The sequence below is a fragment of the Sphingomonas sp. 2R-10 genome, assembly GCF_030062225.1.
GTDB lineage: Bacteria > Pseudomonadota > Alphaproteobacteria > Sphingomonadales > Sphingomonadaceae > Sphingomonas.
On the sequence record NZ_JASCXF010000063.1, the window covers coordinates 1 to 18,522 of the forward strand.

Sequence of the window (18,522 nt, forward strand, 5' to 3'; positions counted from 1 at the left end):
GCCTTCTTCTGTCATGCTCGCGGCGAGCGGTTTCGGTCCAGCCCATATGATCCCCGTGGTCTTCGCAACCCTCGGTGAATCACAACTGGCTGAAATCGCTCAACCTAATTTCCGGTTGGGCTCTTAGTGAGGCGCGCCACCGCCGTGGCGTAATATCGGTTGAGCTCGGTATCGGCGCGGGCAAGGTCCCCAGTAAGGCATTGCTCGACCTTCGGCGTGGTCGAACCCGCACATGGATTGCCGGCCGCCAGCAGCAGCGTCGCGATGATGATCGACATATCTATCTTTTCCTCCGTCCCGGTCCCGCTGAGCACGTCCGACTTACAATGTTTCGATCCGGCCGGCCGCACCCGGTTCCTTGGCAATCGACCAGATCGTTACCCGGTCCACCACAACCTGCACCCCCCATGCGACGGCCGCCAACGCCGCCCACGGCCAGCCGCGCGTCAGCCACACGTCGAGATGGAAGCCGTTGGCCGGCAGCGTCAGTCCGCAGGCGATGAGCGCCAGCCACTTGAGGCTGTTCATCGCGAACGACGCGCCGCTCATGATCCACAGCTTGGCGCGCGACGATCCCGGCCGCCACGCCGCCCACAGCAACAGCGCTGCCGGGACGCCGAGGCCGGCCCACGCCGTCCAAGCAGGCCCGAGATTTACCTTCGCAACCATCGCGGCAACGAACGATAGCGTGCACAGCAGTAGGATGAGCGGCAGCGCGCGGAAGAAGCCGGTGGCGTTCAGCACGCCGACCAGCATCAGCAGCGCGATGATCGCAACGGCTCCGATCACGGCGATCACGACCCGGCGCCCTCAGAACGCCGCACGGTCGGTCTTGGGCGCAGCGCGGTCAACGGCCGCGGCATAGGCCCGCTCCCGCTCTTTATCCTGATCGGTGCCGTCCTGCAGCCTGATAGTGTTGTCGTTGTAGATGACCGACGCGGTCAGGTTGGGCAGCGCCTCCGGCCGGCGCTGGAACGGCGTGATCGACCCGCACACGGACTTGAGCGGCGCGCTGCACCAAGCGAGCGTCATGCCCTGGTCCCGGCGGCCATCGGGCTGGCCGTATTTCGCTTTCACCTGGCGGAGGAATGCGTCGCCCTTCATCACCTCCTGCGGCATCTGGAGGTAGATACTGGTGACGATCGACCCACCGGTCGGCGCGGCAGTCAGGCCGACGGTGATCGCCTCGCGATTCGGGCCGACGCCCTGCAACTGCGTCATCACCCGGTCGGCCATCGCCGGCGACGAGGCGGCGCCGGTCCGCCGTCGCGCCGCCTCGGCGCGGATACGCGCCGTGAAGCTCGGGCCGTAGCTTACGCCGTTCGTCGCGGGCATCACATAGCCGGCCCTCACCAGCGCGGCCCTTGCCTCGCCCGCCGACATGCCGAGGCGAACTCCGGCGACATCGAGCGGAAGCGCGGGTGTCGTGGCCACTGCGCCACCAGCGGACTGCTGCGCCGTTGTGTCGGGTAGCGTCCGGGCTGCAGCGGGCACGGGCGCGGCGGCGATCACGATGGCTGTGGCGGCAAGGGTCTTCCTCATATGTCCTGTTCCTTGTGCTGGATTAGCGAATGGCGATGGTGACGAAGCCGGCGGTATCGGACGCACCCGCTACGTGACCGGCATCGAAGGCATGGGCGACGCCCACGCGGAACGATGAGGTGCGAGACAACGCGGTCGACCAGCCCAGTTCGAGGTCCAGTTCGCGCGAGTCCGGGGCGAGATCAACGGCGGTCGCGCGGGTCGAAAGCACCCCGGTGACGAGATCGAACGCCACGGGCGCGAGAAGCACCACTCGCGCACGCTCCACCCGCAGCGGCGACGACAGGCCGAGCGTTGCCCGCCCGCCGAACAGCCCCCGCGCGCCCTCCAGCGAGAAGGCGCTGCCCACCAGCGGTCCGCCGAAGCGAAACAGATCGGAACCGCCCGTTGCCCGCGTCGACGACGCGGTGACGCGGGCGGTCAGATCGACGCCGACCAACGTGCGGCGGTAGGTCAGCGTGGCGAACGTGGTCCGGGCGCCTGTCAGGCCGAGCGTGGCGTCACCGCGCATGCCGAGCACCTGTCCACGCTCGACGAGGTCGGACAGTTCGAGCCCCAAACCGAGCGGCATGGCGAAGCCGACGACCTGCTGGCGGAGGCGGCCATCGCGCGAGGTGCCGGTCGAGAAGGAGGCCGACCAGCCCCCGGCGGACCATGCCGACATGCTACCGATCGGCAGCGAGGCGATGCCACGGAGCGCTGATCCCGCCAGCCCGGTCCCGCCGCCGACCGCAACGTTGGTGCCGAGCGTGACCTGCTGCCCGGCGGCAGGCGAGAAGGACACGACGGCGGGAACGTCCGGACGCCGCATCGCCTGAGCGCCAACGTTCGTCGCGAAGCCGAAGCGCGCGGCCTCAGCCTGCGCCGCGCGCCACGGCGCATCGGTCGGGGCGAGCATCGCCCCGGCGAGCAGCCCGGACCCACGCGCACGCACGCCGGCCGAGGCGGTCATCGTATAGTCGCGGCCGTAGCGGTCGAGCACCGTCATGCCGCCGACCTGTCCGGTCAGCGTGGCGGCGGCTGCCGACCCGCCAAACGGCGCCGAGGTGGTCAGCGAGGAAAAGCGGGTCAGCACGGCGTCGGCCGCCACGAAGGAGGACGCGGGCGCCTGCGCCTGCATCGCTTTCTCGACGTTGAGGATGCCCGCGCCATAGACTGCATCGACGCCCGGCGCACCGGCATCGGTCGCGGTGTCGAGCAGGATACGGCTGATCGCCTTGCCCCCGAGCTGGGGCCAATATTGCTTGAGCAGCGCAGCCGCCCCTGCGACCGCCGGGGCGGCGAAGCTGTTGCCGGTGACGCTGACGACGTTGCCGTCCTTGTCGACGACCTGGACGTTGTTGCCGCCCGCCGCGAGCATCCGGTCGGCGAGCGGGCCGGCATTGCCGTTCGCGCTGCGCGGATTGCCGTTCTGGTCGACCCCGATCGCGAACAGGAACCAGTCCTTGTTGGCGCGGTCGGTGCCGACGAAGTTTTCGGCGAACTCCCCGGTGAAGCTGTCCTTGCCGGTCGCGTTGTCGATCGAATTGACCAGCAGCCGGTCGGCGAGGCGGACCTGATCCATCGCGGCGCGCTGGTCATCCGCCAGCTGACCGGTGCCGAAGCCGTTCAGCGACAGCACGCTGACGAACGCACCTTTCTCGACCGCATAGCGGATGGCTGGCGCGATGAGCATCGCGTTCGCGCTGCTGCTCTCCGGGATCGGCTCGGTGCTGCCCGCGGTCTGGTTCGACAGGTCGGCACCGACGATCTTGAGCGCCAGCAACGTCGCCTCGGGTGCCAGCCCTTGCGGTCCGCTGCCATTCTTCGCGGCGAGCGCGATGGAGGCCACCTCAGTGCCGTGGCCGACCCTGTCGTCGATCGGAAACGGCGCAAGCGTTTCCGCTGCACAGGTGCCGCACCGCGCGACGCGCTGTTCGAAACCCATGCTGTCGGTAGAAATGCGCCCGGCGAACTCGGGCGTCGAGCGGTTGATGCCGGTGTCGAGCACCGCGATCGTCACGCCCTTCCCGGTGATGCCGCGGTCATAGGCGTATGCGGCCTTGGCGATGACCACGGCGCCTGCTGCCTTGTATTCCGCGCTGTCCGCCGACGACGTCGGCGCCGGTGTCGGAGCGGGTGTGGGTGCCGGTGTGGCGGTCGGCGGCGCGGTCGACCCGCCGGAATTGACGCCACCGCCACCACCGCAGGCGGCCAACAGCAGCCCCGCCGAGATCACCGATATGTTCGTTATGCATGCGCGGTCCCCGCGCTTCCGTCCCTCAACACCCAACGCCCGAACCCCGTTCGCGTCGGTGCCGGTCGGCTCCAGCCGGCGGCACCGCCCCTGTTCACGAGGCGGTGCCGGCCCGAAAGCCGGAAGTTGGAAACCTGCAAAGAGACAGGCGCGAACGCCTTTAGGCCCGAAGGCCCTGGACATACGCGTCCGCCTCCCGGCCGAAACTGGTTCGGACCGGGTCTACGGCTCTCTTTGACGAGGTTTCCACGCCTCGGCCCACCTGCTGGTGAGCGCAGGCAGGTTAAGCGATCTTCCCGCCTGTCGGCAACGCAAATCTTCGCGACCCGACGTCGGGTATTATTGACATGGTAAAGAGATGTTTACATTTGTCGCAAGCACACGACATTCGTCGTGCGTTGCCGCGAAGTAATAGAGTCCGTGCGATTGCGATCCGGGCAAGTATTGACCCAGCGCATACGGCTGCTCATATCGACCAGTATATGAACCCTTTTAGTATCTGATGTTGATCGCGGCGCTCATCGAGGCCCGCAGGTCGTCGGGCGTGTCCCAATCCACGCTCGCGGCGCGCATTGGCGTCCCTGTGCAGAAGATCAAGCGGCTCGAGCGGGGCGTCGGTTCGGTCGAGACCCTTGCGGCGGTGATGACCGCGATCGACTTCAGGCTGACCGGTCTTGGGCCGGGCGACACCCTTGGCGCAAAACTGCGCGCCAGCCGGCTTCGGCGTGGCTGGACGCTGGAGAAGGCGGCATCACGCGCGAAGTTATCGCGCACGACGCTCGCCGGCCTTGAGCGCGGCGGCGGATCGGTCGCCAGCCTGCTCCGCCTGTTGACCGTGCTGGCACCGAAAGCCCGGCGCCGCGCAATGGAGCGCGCTCATTGGGGCGAAGGCGACAAGGCCGACCGTGACGTCCGCTTCACCCCGCCCGAGTTCCTGGCGAAAGTCCACTATGCGTTCGGCGCGATCGACCTCGACCCGTGCGGTCATACGCTGAGCCCGGTGGTCGCGAAGCGCCGCATCCTCCTGGAGGAAGGCGGCGATGGGTTCGTCGACGACTGGTCGGGCCGGCTCGCCTTCGTCAATCCTCCTTTCAGCGAAACGCTTCGTTGGCTGAAGCGCGCGCATGACCAATGGTCGCGGGGGAATGTCGGCAGCATCGTCTGCCTCGTCCCCGTGCGCGTCGATTCGCGCTTTTTCCACGAGACGTTGACCGTCGAGGCGGATATCTTCCTCCTGCTGGGCCGGGTCCGGTTCGCCGACATCCGCGGCAGGTCGCAGCACACGCCGTTCTCCTTGATGCTTATGGCGTTCGGCACCTCGGCCGAACAGCGGGCACGCTGGGCGGATATCGCCGAGGGATACTGGCTGGCCCGCTCACGCGGGCTCGCCTCACTCCCAGATCGGCCAGTCGTTGATGACGACGCGGCCCGTGACATCGACGCCGCGCTCGACCAGCTGGCGCAGGCGCGCCTCGGCGCGGGCGATGCCCTGATCGACGTCGGTGGGCTTGAAGGGCAGATGGATGATCTCGCCCGGTGCGAGGCGGAAGCTCCCGCGGACATGCGGCTGCGGCAGAAGCAGCGCGCGCGACCCGGTCTTCGACAGCCACAACCGGCAGCCGGGGTGTGAGAAACAGATCCGGTCGCGCGGCACGAAGATCGAGATGTCGGTCATCACGGTTTCGCCCGCCCCCTCCTCGAAGGTGAGGTGGACGAGGTCGGCCTGCGCATCGCAGGCCATCTGGCCCAGCCGCAGCCGCGCGAGCGGATCGAGCCGGTGGCCGGCGAGCAGCGCGGCGGACGGCCGCAGCGTGCGGTTGCCCAAAAGCATCGTGGAGACAGCGGCGAGGTGAGCGCGGACGGCGGCGGTGTTGGTCATCTGGTTCTTCCCGATTTTCGTCCCCACCATCGGGGACACTCCATCGGATCATTCCCCTTCCGGCGGGCACCGGCCCGCCCCCGGCCGGAGGCACCCGCGACGGGTATCGCGGGCGCTCGTCGGCCTGCTCAGCCGGGCGCGAAGCGCGGCGCCCATTCGTCGCGAAAAGCTGACCATTCCAAATCGAAGGCGGTCTGCGCATCCTTGGCGACGAGATCACGGTGCAGCTCCCCCCATCCGCTGGCGCGGTGGACCCGCGCCAGCACCACGCAGTGGGCATGCGGGCGGCGCGCCGACAGCTCGTCACCCGGCATATGGACGACGGTGAGGCTGGTCAGCCGGCGTTCGAGCGCGAGGTGCTGCAGCGCGTACATGCCGACCAGCGACAGAATGTCGGCCGCCTGCCAGCCGTGGTCGAAGCGCATCGTCAGCACCGCGGCCAGCAGCTTCTGATGCGGTTTGACCCTGGCGTCATAGCCTTCGAACACGCCCTCCAGCGCATCCGGCTCGAGCGCGACACCAGGTGCGGGCACCAGCCGGCTGGTCGTGCAGGTGATCGGCCACAGTCCGTCCGGCCCCCACGCCGGATCGCCGGGCTTGCTCGGCTGGAGCTTGGCCCGAGCGAGGTCGGCGGTGGTGTTGCGCTTGCCCTTCGCCTTCGGTCGCATCAGCGCGAACCCAAAGGCGGGCGTCGATCCCAGCGGGTCGTCGAACAGCATGTCGTCGGCGGCGGCAGGGCTGATCCACGGGAGCACTGCCATCACAGGTCCCCCCAGATCTGCGCGAGGAAGGCGTCGGCTCGCTCGAACCCCGCAGCCATCCCGCGGGCGCAAAGCCAGGGCGGCACCGACGCGACCTGCAGGCGCTTCGGTCCGAGCAACAGGATCGATGTCCCGGCATCCTCGGCCCAGACGTGATCCGCCACCAGCCAGATATGGCCGTATTCGTCGATCCACGGGCGCCGCTCGTGACACCACAGGTTCTGCTCGCGGCGCCAGCGACCGACGGCGCAGTAGAGCATCGGCTTACCCGCGGTCGACGCCTTGACGACCAGCGCGTCGCAGCGCGCTTCGCGCATACCGCGGTCGATGATCGCGATGTCCCCGCGCGACGGATCGATCGAGGGCACGAGCAGCAGCTCGGCGGCCGCGACGTGGAGATAGTTGCTGAACGGCGGGCGCAGCATCAACCGCGCCGCGCGATCGAAGGTCCAGCCGGCCCGCTCGGCGAGCGCGAGCGCCCCGGACAGCGCGCGCGCCTGGGCCAGCGCGCGCTCCTTGGTGACGATATACATGAAAGTCCTTGGGTTTTCTGCGCAAGGGCGGCGGGCTGCACGCCGCGCCCAGCGCGATCATTTCGCCTTCACGGCACAGCCGCAGGCTCCCTCCATGCTCCTTCCCGCAGGCCCCGGCGGTCCGTCCCGGATGTGCGAGCCGTGGCTAGCGCTCCGGCCCCTTGCTCACCGGTGCGGCCGGTGCCGAGCCGGTCACCAACCCCTTCGGCCTCGTAGGGCGGCCGTCAGACGTCGACATGACGGTTGCTGCCAGCGCGGCCAAGCCACCGACGGGCTTCCTGTCGTCGACACGTGCCGTATCTTTCTGCTGCGGCAGGTTCCCGGTCGGCGAGGCGGCGCCGACACCGTTCGGCTTCGGCAGCACGCGCCGAATGTCCGGATGTTCCCGCCAGTGCTGCCACAAGGTTTGAAGCGCCTGTGGTCCCCCCTCGATAGTCGGGTCGAACGCCCGCTTCCTGATGGCGTCGACGAGCCGCTTGATCTCTGCCGCCTGCGATTTGGCGATGCCGGTCAGACGCTTGTCGATCAGCAACCGAAAAGACGGGCTGGCCAACAATGCCGCATCGCTCGGTGGCAGTGCGTCGATGGTGAGTCGTCCGGCGACCCTGACAACAGGCACACGGTCCCGCGCGATGCGAAGGAACAGGGCGTCGAGCTCGTGGCGCCGTCCGAGCTTGATGCGCGCATCTTCGTCGGCCCGCGGCGGGACAACACGCGCTGGCCGCTGCTCGTCGCATGTGCCTGCTTCCGTTATCCGATCCGGCGCCGCCGCTTCGGCCGAAGCGGCGGCTTCCCCGCTCGCATCATGTCGCCCATCGTGGACGGGTATCGTCACTGGTTCAGCTAGCGGTGCGGCACCGACAACATACGCACGCCGCTGGATCGATGTGTGGTCGTCTATCGCGTCGTCATTGGCCGGCACGATCGCCATCGCACTCGGCGACGTAATTGGCCTGGCGCCAGCCAGCGCGCCGATGGCTTGCAGCGCCTGCTGTTCGAAAACCATTCCGACGGGCGGAGCGAAATCGAGACCAGCCACGAGCTTCAAGCGCGCCTTCCTCTCGCGCGCGAGTTCCGCCAGGCGGGCGTCGATTGCGACATGCCGCAGGTGCAATTTGCCGATCGCTACGGCTGCCGCCTGGATGTCGGCCTCACCCGCCGCGATGGCGGCCTCGACCCGGGCAAGATGCTCCTCGGCTTCCTGCTTGCGCTTTTCGACCGCCGCACGGTGCGCGGCGCTACCATTCACCTGGGATAGGGACATGACGCAATGGTCGAGCGTCGCCTGCGCACGGGACCGCGCCTGGTGACGGAGGCGATCGTTCTCCCACGCCAGATCCCGTGTCTCCTCAAGCGCGTGCAGCACCGCGCGGCGTTCTCCAATCAGCGCCATGCCCTCCGGCGACCCGGCGACGCTCTTCGCCAGCACACCGTCTTGTTGCTGCCATGGCCCGAAATACTCTTCGGTCCTGCGCCGCTCGGCTAGCGCGGCGTATTGCCAGCTGGCAGCCGCATTGTAGCGGCCGACCGCGGTCGGCACGCCCGCCCGCTCCAGCGCAGAGGCGCGGGTGCCGAGGTGGATCTCGGGCTCCTTGTGGATCCCGAGCGCCTCGTGCGACCGCGCATCGATCCGGCGCTGGATGCCCCGGAGCGCCAGCCGGTCGTTGCAGATGGCGGCGAAGCGTTCCCGCAGGTGCGGCAGGAAGGCTTTGCCGGCGATCGCGGCATTGTAGTGATCCGGTCGCTTGTCGGGCGTGAGGCTGCGGGTGACCTCGACGATCTTGTCCTGCCGGTGCGGCTAGCGGACGCGGGTTTCGCCCTTGCGCTTGAATTCCTCGACGACCTCGAAATCCCACTTGCCCGGGTCGGGCATCCATTTGGCGGGGCGATCATGCGCGATGACGTGAAGGTGGTAGTTGCGCCGGTCGTTGCCCGGCCCCGGCGCGTGGATCACCGCGGTATACATCATGCCCGTGGATCGCCCGTCCGCGTCGCGGGCGAAGGAGCCGAGATGGTCGCAGAAGTCGCGAACGATGGCAGCGCGATCGTCGGCACCGAGTTCATACGGCAGCTCGGCGACATAGCGATACTGGGTCCGGCCGGCCGAACCGGGCGTGAAGATGACCGGCGGATCCTCGTCCGGCCAACCCGGCGCCTGCCGCAGGACGTCGAGGATCGCCGCGCAGGCAGGCTCGTCGGCGCGGTAGCGCTTCGGCTTGAACGACGTCGGCCCCTTCCGACTGGCTACCCGGCGCTTCCGCTCGGTGCGGCAATGGGCGACGAAATCTGGAGGTAGGTCGTCGGCCGCCACCCTTTTCAACCACCTCCCGATGACGCTGGCGTCGATGCTCAGCCCCTCATGGCCCTGTCGTTCGCAGCGGTCGACCGCTTCCCAATAGGCACGGCGCCGATCGGGATCGTCCGATATGTTGCTGAAGACGAGCGGCCGATCCGCAACCTCGACCGCATCGCCGCGCTCGACATAGCCGGCGTGATCGAGCGCGGAACCGAGCTCGACCGCCTCTATCCGCTCGACATAGGCGGCGTGGTTCGCTGCCAGGCCGCCCGTCTTGGCGGCAACGGACGAGCGGGTCACGTAGCAGGAATGGAAGTGAAAGCTGGTCGTGATCCCGTCCGCCGCCCGCGGACGACCCGGGCGGGGCAGCGGTGCGCTGAAGTCGGCAGCGATCTTCCACGCGCTTCGGCCGCTGGTGGGCCGGTTCGCCGCCTCTTCCTTCGCTTGCTTCTTGATCCGGATGCACCCGATCTGCAGCAACTGCTCGTCTTCCTCGCGCGCGCGCAGCAGCGCGGCGAGTTTGCCATTCGCCGCTCCGATGCTCTGGCTGATCGCCCGCTCGCCGACCACACTCCGCCTCCAGCACGCCGTGCCGACGGCGTGACGGCATCAGTGTGGAATGGATCGGCGCCGGCCGATAGCCCCCCCCTCTCGTGACGGCCGCCGTCACCTTCCGGATCACCCGCCGACGGGTGAGGAGGACCGCGCCCGCAAGGCGCCATCCGGAGCCGGCAATCGGGTCCGCGCACCAGCGTCGCTCGGGGTTTCCCCAGCGACGCGGAATTGCGCCTGAAATTTCCTCATCCCTCGTTACGCCCAAGCCGATGTCATTATCCTTCGCCCAACGACGATTGCATCACTAGACGACTGGATCACCGGGATCGGACTGAATCGTCCTTATCCGCGCCAACATTCATCTCCTGCGAGACACCGATCGCATCGAGGAAGCGCACGTCGTGGCTGACGACAAGCAAGGCACCGTCGAATGAACGCAGCGCTCGTTCCAGCACGTCGATCGAGTCCAGATCAAGATGGTTGGTCGGCTCGTCGAGCAACAGCAGCCATGGCGGCTGCCGCCCCGATAAGGCCGCAGCGAGACCGGCGCGCAGGCGCTCACCACCCGACAGGCTGCCGACAATTCGCTGCGCGTCCCGGTTGCGGAAGGCGAAGCGGGCGCAGGCGGCATGTACCGCTTCCGCATCCAGCGTTGGGTGGAGGCGGCGCATGTTGCCGACGATGGTGTCGGCAGGATCGAGCAGGCCGACATGCTGGTCGAGCATCGCCATCCGCTCGCGCCTGTGCCGCACCGTGCCGCCAGATGACGCGATGTCGCCGATGGCGAGCCGCAACAGCGTCGACTTGCCCGCCCCGTTCGGCCCGGCGATGGCCAAGCGCTCCGGACCCCGCATCGCGAACGTCCAAGGACCGAAGCGGCGACCGCCGAGATCGACCTTCGCATCCTGCAGTGCCAGCACCTCCGTTTGGCTCGGCAGGCCGGTTGCGGGCAGGTCGATGGTCAACGGCGTGAGCACGTCGATCTGCGCCCGTGCCGCATCGCTGACCGCCGAGGCCTCGCTGATCTGACGCTCGGCCAGGCGACGGGCGCTGCCGCCGCTATTCTCGGAACGCTCGGCCCGCGCGCCCAGCAATATCCGCGGCTCGCTGCCCTTGGCAGCGAAGGCGCGGCCAGCCTTGTCGCGCTGATCCTTCGCTTCCTGCGCGGCTTGCGCGGCAAGACGGGTACGGCGAAGAGCCGCATCGGCGCGGTCGCGCTGCGCCTCGGCCTGCGCGCGCTCGGTGTCGCGGACCGCGACGAACTCCGTCCAGCCACCGCCGACGATACGGATGCCGATCGGACTGAGTTCAACGATCCGATCGACCGCTTCCAGCAGCACGCGGTCATGGCTGGCGACCAGAATGCCGCCATGCCAGCGTGCGATCAATCGCTGTATTGCGGCGCGCCCGGCACGATCGAGGTTGTTGGTCGGTTCGTCGAGCAGCAACAGGTCGGGCCGATCGATCAGCAGCCGGGCAATGCCGACCCGGGTCCGTTCCCCGCCGGACAGCGCACCCATCCGCGCATCGAGATCGACGCCGTTGAGATCAACCTCATCAAGCGCGGACTCGACGACGGCGGGCAGCGCCCAATCGGCGGTGTCGAAATCCTCGGCCGTCCCTGCCCCCGCCTCGATCCGCGCCAGCGTCGCCAGCGCATCCGCCGCCCCGAGCGCGTGGGCGATCGCTTGGCCGTCAGGCCAGTGCTGCGCCAATCGGCCGACGCTGCCGGTTCGATGGGCCGTGCCGGCGACCGGAGTCGCTCGGCCCTCCACGATATCCAGCAGCGTCGACTTTCCGGATCCGTTGCGCCCGACAAGGCCGACGCGCTCCATCCCAACTGACAGCGACAGGTCGCTGAAGAGCAGGCGGCCGTCGGGCGTCGCGGCGGAGAGGTTCGCAAGGGTCAGGACATGAGACATGGGCACGGTAATCGATCGGTTCGCGTGGCGGTGATTTCAAGATTTACGGCCATCGCCGTTTGGCGAGCGTCGGCCCCGCCATCGTGCACGACGGCGGATTTCTTCGCATCCATCACATGACCGTATCGTCACCCTGACCTTTAAGTCGCGTGGGGCGGGGCTTCCGCAGACCAGCCGGAAGCAGCGTGATGACGCGTTGCTCCAGCAGATGGCCGGTGACGACCGGGATCTTCTCGACCACGGACTTGAGCTTCTGAAGCGATGCCGCCGACGGATAGCGCGTCTCGCCTTCGCCGCCCTTGCCCCGGTGCCCGAGATGATCGTTGCGGAATTCGAGGAAGACTTCCTGATCCTTCAATTCGTCCGACACCATGTGCCGGGCCGAATGCATCGCCTGCCCCGGCTCGAGATTCGGCACCTTTGGCGCGATGTAGACCCACCACAGCTTGTAGAAGACGTCGCCGAGCTTCCGCTTGGTATCGCCGCCCGGCACCAGTTCGGGGAACAGCAACCGTTCGCCCGCCGCGCGCATGGCGTCCACATAGCGCAGAAAACCGAGCCGGATGAGTTCGTCCGCGATCACGTTGACCCGGCGGGCAGACTTGTTCTTGACGCGTCCCGTGTCGGTGGCGCGGATCAGCAGATAGTCGATGCCGTGCCGGTGTTCGACATCCTCGATCATCAGCTTGCACAGTTCCTCGCGGCGAGCGCCCGTGTACCAGACCAGGAGCAGCAGGTAGAAAAGGCCGTCGTGGATAACGATCTTGCCCTGCTCCAGCCTGTCGCCGGTGCCGACACAGCCGGTCCAGGGCGGCAGCTTGAACAGCGCCACGCCCTGTTCGCGGCTGTAGCGCTTCCGGGCTTCGCGTTCGTCCTCGTCGATCGCGGCGGTGAATTCCGAGAAATCGATGTCCGGCGCGGACGGGACTTGGCTACGCATGAAGGCGTGAACCTGCGCCAGCTTGTGAAAATGCTTGTTGGTCGTTCCCGTGGAAAAGCCGACGCGATCTGCCTTCAGCTTGCCCGACGCGACATCGTTTTCCGCCAGCGATATGGCCTCTTCAAGCGTCTGTGCCACTCCCCGATGATGGGGAGACTTACCGTAATGGACCGGCAGCTTGTCGAAATATTCGTCGAGCTTGACGATATTGGCCTTGGTCACCTTCCAGAGCGGCGTTCCCGGCGGCAACGACTTCTGCAGCAAGGTCGCCGCCCACAGGATCTGCCGTAGGGTGTGTTCGTCGACGCTGTCCTTCGCGCGTTTGCCCTGACGCCGGTGATCGAGCAGCTTGGGCGTTTCCGCGATCATCCGCTCCGCGGCCTCAACGGGACCGCAGTGCAGCCACGCTTTCGGCACACACGAAACGTCAAGCGAAGCCGCCGGCGAAGCATCGTTGGCAGGTATTGGGGCTGCTGACGGAGGCGGTGGTGATGACGCGCACGCTATCGAGTCGCGCGGCTCAACCAGCGTCCGCAATTGCTTTTCCGCGTCCGCATAGACGTCGCGATACGTTGGGTAGAGCGCGAGCTCGACCATCCACCGCAGCCGGTCGTCGATCGCGAAGCCGGCCGCGGCGAGATGGCGGTCGATCTCGTCCTTACGGATCGGGCTGACGCCCTTGTTCTCGCGCAACGCGATGACCGTCTTCAGGTCAGCGATGCGCTGCGCGTCCCACCCTTGCGCTTCGAGCGCGCTCTGCTCGTCCGGTAGGAACGACATATGTCCGCCCCGCGACGTCAGGCGTTGGAAATAGTCGACGAAGGCGCGATTGGTGACCGAGTGATACTCGGCATCGTTCGGCGTTGCGCGCTGTTCGGTGCAGACTTCGGCCAGCCGCTCCTCATACATCGCCCTGGCGATCGCCTGAAGCTCGCGTTCGGTCATGCCGCTACTGGCGCGGATACGGTCGTTCAACATGGACACCACCCGATCATAGGACGCGGTCAGGACCGCGCCCCGGTTACGCGCCTGCAGCCGGTCGGGGGTTCCGAGCGACAGGCGGACATCAATGGGCTTAGTATGGAATGAATAATGAACCCGGCGCCACCAGAAAATGTGGCCGCGGCGGAAAACATGCTGAAGCGACGCCAAGGACGACCTCCCCGGACAGCCACATGGCACAGTCACCTGCACACTGGGGCGTCACCGGACTGGGGTTAGCCAGCGAGATCAATTACTTGGTCGAGAATTGGCTGGGGCGGCAGGATTCGAACCTACGAATGCCGGTACCAAAAACCGGTGCCTTACCGCTTGGCGACGCCCCAGCAGCCGCGGCGTTGCGCGGTGGAGCGAGGCACTAGGGCCATCGACGGCGTTGCGCAATACGGATTTAAGCGCGCTCCGTGCTGGAAACCTGGGCAGACTGGGTCGTTGTCGGGGGGCAATCACAAAGGAATCCATGCGATGTCGACCAAGAGCCCAGCCGAAGTCCGCGAAGCCATGTGGAAGGCGATGGCCGCCAGCCCCTATGTGATGCTGGGCCTGACCGGCAAACATCAGCATTCGGAACCGATGTATGCGGTGCTCGACGAGGACGCGCACAGCGAATTCTGGTTCTATACCAAGCGCGACAACCGCGCAGCCGAGGGTGGTCCGGCGATGGTGCAGTTCGTCGCCAAGGGCCACGACCTGTTCGCCTGCATCGCCGGTACGCTGACCGAGGAGCGCGACGCGGCGGTGATCGACAAATACTGGTCGAAGCAAGTCGAGGCCTGGTACGAACAGGGCCGGCAGGATCCGTCGCTGCTGATGCTGCGCTTCGACCTGGATAGCGCCGAAATCTGGGAAACCGACCAGTCGCTGCTCGGCAAGCTCAAGATGATCACCGGGCAGACGATCAAGGGTGGCGACGAAGCCGGCAGCCACGCCAAGGTCGACGTCTGATACGACAAGGGCGGGGGTTTGTGCCCCCGCCCTTTCGGTTTTCGGACGATGCGCCGGCCGCTCAGCGCTCGTGGGCGGCGATCCATTGTTCCAGCACCGGCGCGATGCGCGTGCGCCATTTCGAGCCGTTGAAGATGCCGTAATGGCCGACTTCCGGCGCCATGTGATACAGCTTCATCGCATCGGGCAACGCCGTGGCGAGCGTCAGGGCGGCGCGGGTCTGGCCTACGCCCGAGATATCGTCGCGTTCGCCCTCGATCGCGAGGATCGCAGTGTCGGTGATCGCGCCCGGATCGACCGGCCGCCCGCGATGGGTCATCGTGCCTTCGGGCAAAGCGTGGGTCTGAAACACCACGTCGATGGTCTGGAGATAGAATTCGGCGGTCATGTCGCACACCGCGCGATATTCCTCGTAGAAGCGCTGCGTCATGCCGGCGCCTTCGCCGTCGCCCTGCACCAGATGTTTGAACATCTCGTAATGGGAAACCATGTGACTGCCTAGGTTCATGCTCATGAACCCCGCGAGTTGCAGGAACCCGGGATACACGCGGCGACCGGCACCGGGATAGGTCATCGGCACGGTGGCGATGACATTCTGTTCGAACCACGCATGCGGCCGCTGGGTCGCCAGCGTGTTGACCGCGGTCGGCGCCTCGCGCGTGTCGACCGGACCGCCCATCATGGTCAGCGTGCGCGGACGGTTGGGATGCCGGTCCGCCCCCATCAGCGCGGTGGCGGCATAGACCGGGACCGAGGGCTGGCACACCGCCAGCACGTGCGGGCGCGCCTCGCCGCTCTCGCCGATCTTTTCGAGGAAGGCGACGACGTAATCGATATAGTCGTCGAGGTCGAAGCGGCCGTCGGACACCGGCACCAGCTTCGCATCGCGCCAGTCGGTGATATAGACGTCGGCGAACGGCAGCATCCGTTCCACGGTACCGCGCAGCAGCGTCGCATAATGGCCGCTCATCGGCGCGACGATCAGCAGCTTGGGGCCGCCGTCGACGCCTTCGCGCACGAAGCGCTTGAGCTGTCCGAACGGACGGCGCAGCACCACTTCCTCGCGCACCGCCACCGGCTTGCCCGCGACGGTCGTGCTCGTCAGCCCGAACGCCGGCTTGCCGCGCGGGGCCGCGGCATGGGCGAACACGGTGAGTGCCGATCCCAGCACCGGGCCACCGCCGAAATAGGCGAAGGGATTGTTCGGGTTCTGCAACAGCCCCGCCCCGAAATTGGCCATCGCGCTGGCACCGGCGAGCAGCGAGCGCTGCCATTCATAAGCGTCGTACAACATGGGCATCCCCGAAACTGGCTGACGGGAAACACCCGTACCAGTGAAAATATAGCGATTCGTTGCCATCGGCAACGCTTCGAAGGTCGTACGCCGAAGCTGTCCCGGCGCTGAAGGGATATGCGATCGTCGCCGCAGGCCCTTCGATACGCTCAAGCAACGAGAACGCCCCGGAGTTCCCTTTGCCGCCGACGTGCCAGCGTCCGGACCCGGTAGGAACAAGGTCGTAACGAAGCGGCTTTCGATGCTCGGCCAGCAACAAGGCGGGGAGCGACGCGCAAGCATCGTGACCGGCGCAGCGACCAAACTCCGCCCGCCGCTGCGCGGTCGGTCGAGGACCGATCACGAGCCTTGTTCTGATCGGGTTTGGACCCTAGGCAACGCACCATGGCCGACACGCCCCCCGCCCCCGATCGCACCAAGATGCTGCCGGCGCTTCGGCTCGTCTGGCGCTTCACCATCCGGTACAAGCTGCAACTGGTCGGCGCGCTGGTCTCGCTGGTCACCGCCGCGGTCGCGACGCTGTGGATTCCGCGCACCTTCAAGCAGGTGGTCGACAACGGTTTCGCGACCGGTGCGGCGGCGAGCGAGATCGGCCCCTATTTCGAAGGGTTGCTGGGGGTCGTCGTCGTGCTGGCGATCGCCACCGCCGGGCGGTTCTATTTCGTGTCGTGGCTGGGCGAGCGGACCGTCGCCGACCTGCGCATGGCGGTGCACCGCAATCTGCTGACGCTGTCGCCGGGCTGGTTTGAGGAGAACCGCCCGTCGGAGATCGCGTCGCGCCTGACCGCCGATACCGCGATCGTCGAGGGGATCGTCAGCACCACCGTATCGATCGCGCTGCGCAACCTGCTGGTCGGCATCGGCGGGGTGCTGTACCTGTTCGCGCTGGCGCCCAAGCTCGCCGCCTATCTGATCGTCGGCATTCCGGTGATCGTGCTGCCGATCATGTGGCTGGGCGGGCGGGTGCGCAAATTGTCGCGCAGCAGCCAGGACCGGATCGCCGATATCGGATCGATCGCGTCGGAAACTTTGGGCGCGATGAAGATCGTGCAGGCGTTCGGACAGGAAGGCCGCGAGAGCGAGCGCTTCGAGTCCGCCGTTGATCGCGGGTTCGACACCGCCAAGAAACGCTTCGCGACGCGCGCGGTGATGACCGCATTCGTGATCGGCATGCTGTTCGCCGCGATCACGCTCATCATGTGGGACGCGGTCAGCGACGTGGCCGCCGGTCGCACCACCGGCGGATCGATCACCGCCTTCGTCCTCACCGCCGCGCTGGTGACCGGATCGTTCGGCGCGCTGACCGAAGTCTATGGCGACCTGCTGCGCGCCTCGGGTGCCGCCGGGCGGCTCGCCGACCTGCTGGCGCAGCGTCCCGACATCGCCGCGCCCGCGCAGCCCGTGGCGCTGCCCGAACCGGCGCATGGTGCGGTGGCGTTCGACGACGTCACCTTCCATTATCCGACCCGCCCGGAGGTCGCCGCGCTGTCGGGCTTCTCGCTCGACGTGACGCCGGGGGAGACGGTCGCGGTCGTCGGCCCGTCGGGTGCCGGCAAGTCGACGCTGTTCCAGCTGATCCAGCGCTTCTACGACCCCGCGAGCGGCCGGATCGCCGTCGATGGCGTCGACGTCCGCGCCGCCGATCCGGCGGCGGTACGCGCCCGGATCGCGATGGTGCCGCAGGAGACGGTGATCTTCGCCGCCTCCGCCCGCGACAATCTGCGGTACGGCCGCTGGGATGCCAGCGACGAACAGCTCTGGGCCGCCGCCGACGCCGCCAATGCCAGCCAGTTCCTGCGCGAGCTGCCGCAGGGGCTCGACACCGATCTGGGGGAAGGCGGCGCGCGGCTGTCGGGCGGACAGCGGCAGCGGGTGGCGATCGCCCGCGCGCTGCTGCGCGACGCGCCGATTCTCCTGCTCGACGAAGCGACCTCGGCGCTGGACGCCGAAAGCGAGCGGCTGGTACAGGACGCGCTCGACCGGCTGATGGCGAACCGCACGACGCTGGTCATCGCCCACCGGCTGGCGACCGTCCGCGCGGCGTCGCGGATCATCGTCATGGACCAGGGCCGGATCGTCGAGAGCGGGCCGCATGGTGCGTTGATCGCGCAAGGCGGGCTGTACGCGCGGCTGGCGAACCTGCAGTTCCACGAGGCGGGTTGAGGGGTGGCGCGGACCGGGCGCCGGTCTGGGACCGATCGGCACCCAACCTCCTTCGGCGGACCGCAGTTCTTTGGCTCGACCCGCCCCCTTCGCGTCACCCCAGACTTGATACGGGGTGACGCTTCCTCTGCACCGCTGTGATGGAACAGCACTCCGGATCAAGTCGAGACCTTTGCGAAAGTCTCGAACAGAGCCAACGCCTCGCCGTACCCCGGCGAAGGCCGGGGTCCAGTTGGAAAGGCTTTTCCGTATCTTGCCAATGTCCCCCAACTGGGCCCCGGCCTTCGCCGGAGTACGGATCGAGGGCTTTTGCGGAGGTCTCGATCAAGTCCGGAGTGACGATACGCGCGGGAATGTCGATCGGTCCTGTTACGCCTTGCCTGTCCCGACTGTAGCCGCTGCCGCCTCCGTTCGCTTCGGGTGGAACGGTCGCCCCCCTCACCCCACCGCCGCGACC

14 protein-coding genes, 1 tRNA gene and 1 pseudogene are annotated in these 18,522 nt (G+C 67.4%); 3 read left to right on the forward strand and 13 right to left on the reverse strand.

Annotation, left to right across the window (positions count from 1 at the left end):
• Window positions 1–104: 104 nt before the first annotated feature.
• From QLH51_RS19105 to QLH51_RS19120, 4 genes are read right to left on the reverse strand one after another with little or no spacing between them, the layout of a single operon-like run.
• Window positions 105–278, reverse strand: a complete 174-nt coding sequence (locus QLH51_RS19105) for a hypothetical protein (RefSeq protein ID WP_164516255.1) — start codon at window positions 276–278, stop codon at window positions 105–107.
• A gap of 43 nt (window positions 279–321) precedes the next feature.
• Window positions 322–798, reverse strand: coding sequence for a hypothetical protein (locus tag QLH51_RS19110; RefSeq protein ID WP_125662497.1), 477 nt, complete (start codon window positions 796–798; stop codon window positions 322–324).
• Window positions 799–810: 12 nt separating this feature from the next.
• Window positions 811–1,542, reverse strand: a complete 732-nt coding sequence (locus QLH51_RS19115; RefSeq protein WP_125662499.1) for a hypothetical protein — start codon at window positions 1,540–1,542, stop codon at window positions 811–813.
• 22 nt (window positions 1,543–1,564) lie between these two features.
• A complete protein-coding gene (locus tag QLH51_RS19120; RefSeq protein ID WP_206429309.1) occupies window positions 1,565–3,760 on the reverse strand; it encodes a S8 family serine peptidase in 2,196 nt (731 codons plus the stop codon).
• Between the two features lie 520 nt (window positions 3,761–4,280).
• Here QLH51_RS19120 and QLH51_RS19125 point away from each other — a divergent pair.
• Complete coding sequence (locus QLH51_RS19125; RefSeq protein WP_125662502.1) at window positions 4,281–5,408, forward strand: DNA N-6-adenine-methyltransferase; 1,128 nt, start codon at window positions 4,281–4,283, stop codon at window positions 5,406–5,408.
• Between the two features lie 377 nt (window positions 5,409–5,785).
• On the opposite strand, the gene QLH51_RS19130 is transcribed toward QLH51_RS19125, so the two are convergent.
• The 8 genes and pseudogenes from QLH51_RS19130 to QLH51_RS19160 form a co-directional block, all read right to left on the reverse strand.
• On the reverse strand, window positions 5,786–6,418 hold the full coding sequence (locus tag QLH51_RS19130) for a hypothetical protein (RefSeq protein WP_125662505.1): 633 nt from the start codon (window positions 6,416–6,418) through the stop codon (window positions 5,786–5,788).
• On the reverse strand, window positions 6,418–6,951 hold the full coding sequence (locus tag QLH51_RS19135; protein ID WP_125662507.1) for a hypothetical protein: 534 nt from the start codon (window positions 6,949–6,951) through the stop codon (window positions 6,418–6,420). The genes QLH51_RS19130 and QLH51_RS19135 overlap by 1 nt, the downstream gene beginning before the upstream one ends.
• Before the next feature lie 145 nt (window positions 6,952–7,096).
• Window positions 7,097–8,491 carry a hypothetical protein gene (locus QLH51_RS19140; RefSeq protein WP_241218005.1) on the reverse strand — a complete coding sequence of 465 codons (1,395 nt, stop codon included), beginning with the start codon at window positions 8,489–8,491 and terminating at the stop codon, window positions 7,097–7,099.
• An 18-nt stretch (window positions 8,492–8,509) separates the two neighbouring features.
• Window positions 8,510–8,731: pseudogene (locus tag QLH51_RS19975) on the reverse strand (MobA/MobL family protein); the annotation flags it as partial.
• A gap of 18 nt (window positions 8,732–8,749) precedes the next feature.
• A complete protein-coding gene (locus QLH51_RS19145) occupies window positions 8,750–9,817 on the reverse strand; it encodes a hypothetical protein (protein WP_125662510.1) in 1,068 nt (355 codons plus the stop codon).
• Window positions 9,818–10,119: 302 nt separating this feature from the next.
• Entirely contained in the window at window positions 10,120–11,724 is a 1,605-nt protein-coding gene (locus tag QLH51_RS19150) for an ABC-F family ATP-binding cassette domain-containing protein (protein ID WP_125662513.1), read from the reverse strand.
• Window positions 11,725–11,836: 112 nt separating this feature from the next.
• A complete protein-coding gene (locus tag QLH51_RS19155) occupies window positions 11,837–13,816 on the reverse strand; it encodes a hypothetical protein (RefSeq protein ID WP_125662516.1) in 1,980 nt (659 codons plus the stop codon).
• A 98-nt stretch (window positions 13,817–13,914) separates the two neighbouring features.
• A tRNA-Gln gene (locus QLH51_RS19160) sits at window positions 13,915–13,989 on the reverse strand.
• A gap of 139 nt (window positions 13,990–14,128) precedes the next feature.
• Here QLH51_RS19160 and QLH51_RS19165 point away from each other — a divergent pair.
• Complete coding sequence (locus QLH51_RS19165; protein ID WP_125662519.1) at window positions 14,129–14,608, forward strand: pyridoxamine 5'-phosphate oxidase family protein; 480 nt, start codon at window positions 14,129–14,131, stop codon at window positions 14,606–14,608.
• Between the two features lie 61 nt (window positions 14,609–14,669).
• Here QLH51_RS19165 and QLH51_RS19170 read toward each other — a convergent pair whose 3' ends face one another.
• A complete protein-coding gene (locus tag QLH51_RS19170; RefSeq protein ID WP_125662523.1) occupies window positions 14,670–15,902 on the reverse strand; it encodes a polyhydroxyalkanoate depolymerase in 1,233 nt (410 codons plus the stop codon).
• A 384-nt stretch (window positions 15,903–16,286) separates the two neighbouring features.
• On the opposite strand from QLH51_RS19170, the gene QLH51_RS19175 reads away from it, so the two are divergent.
• Window positions 16,287–18,065 carry an ABC transporter transmembrane domain-containing protein gene (locus tag QLH51_RS19175; protein WP_125662525.1) on the forward strand — a complete coding sequence of 593 codons (1,779 nt, stop codon included), beginning with the start codon at window positions 16,287–16,289 and terminating at the stop codon, window positions 18,063–18,065.
• The last annotated feature ends 457 nt before the right edge of the window (window positions 18,066–18,522 follow it).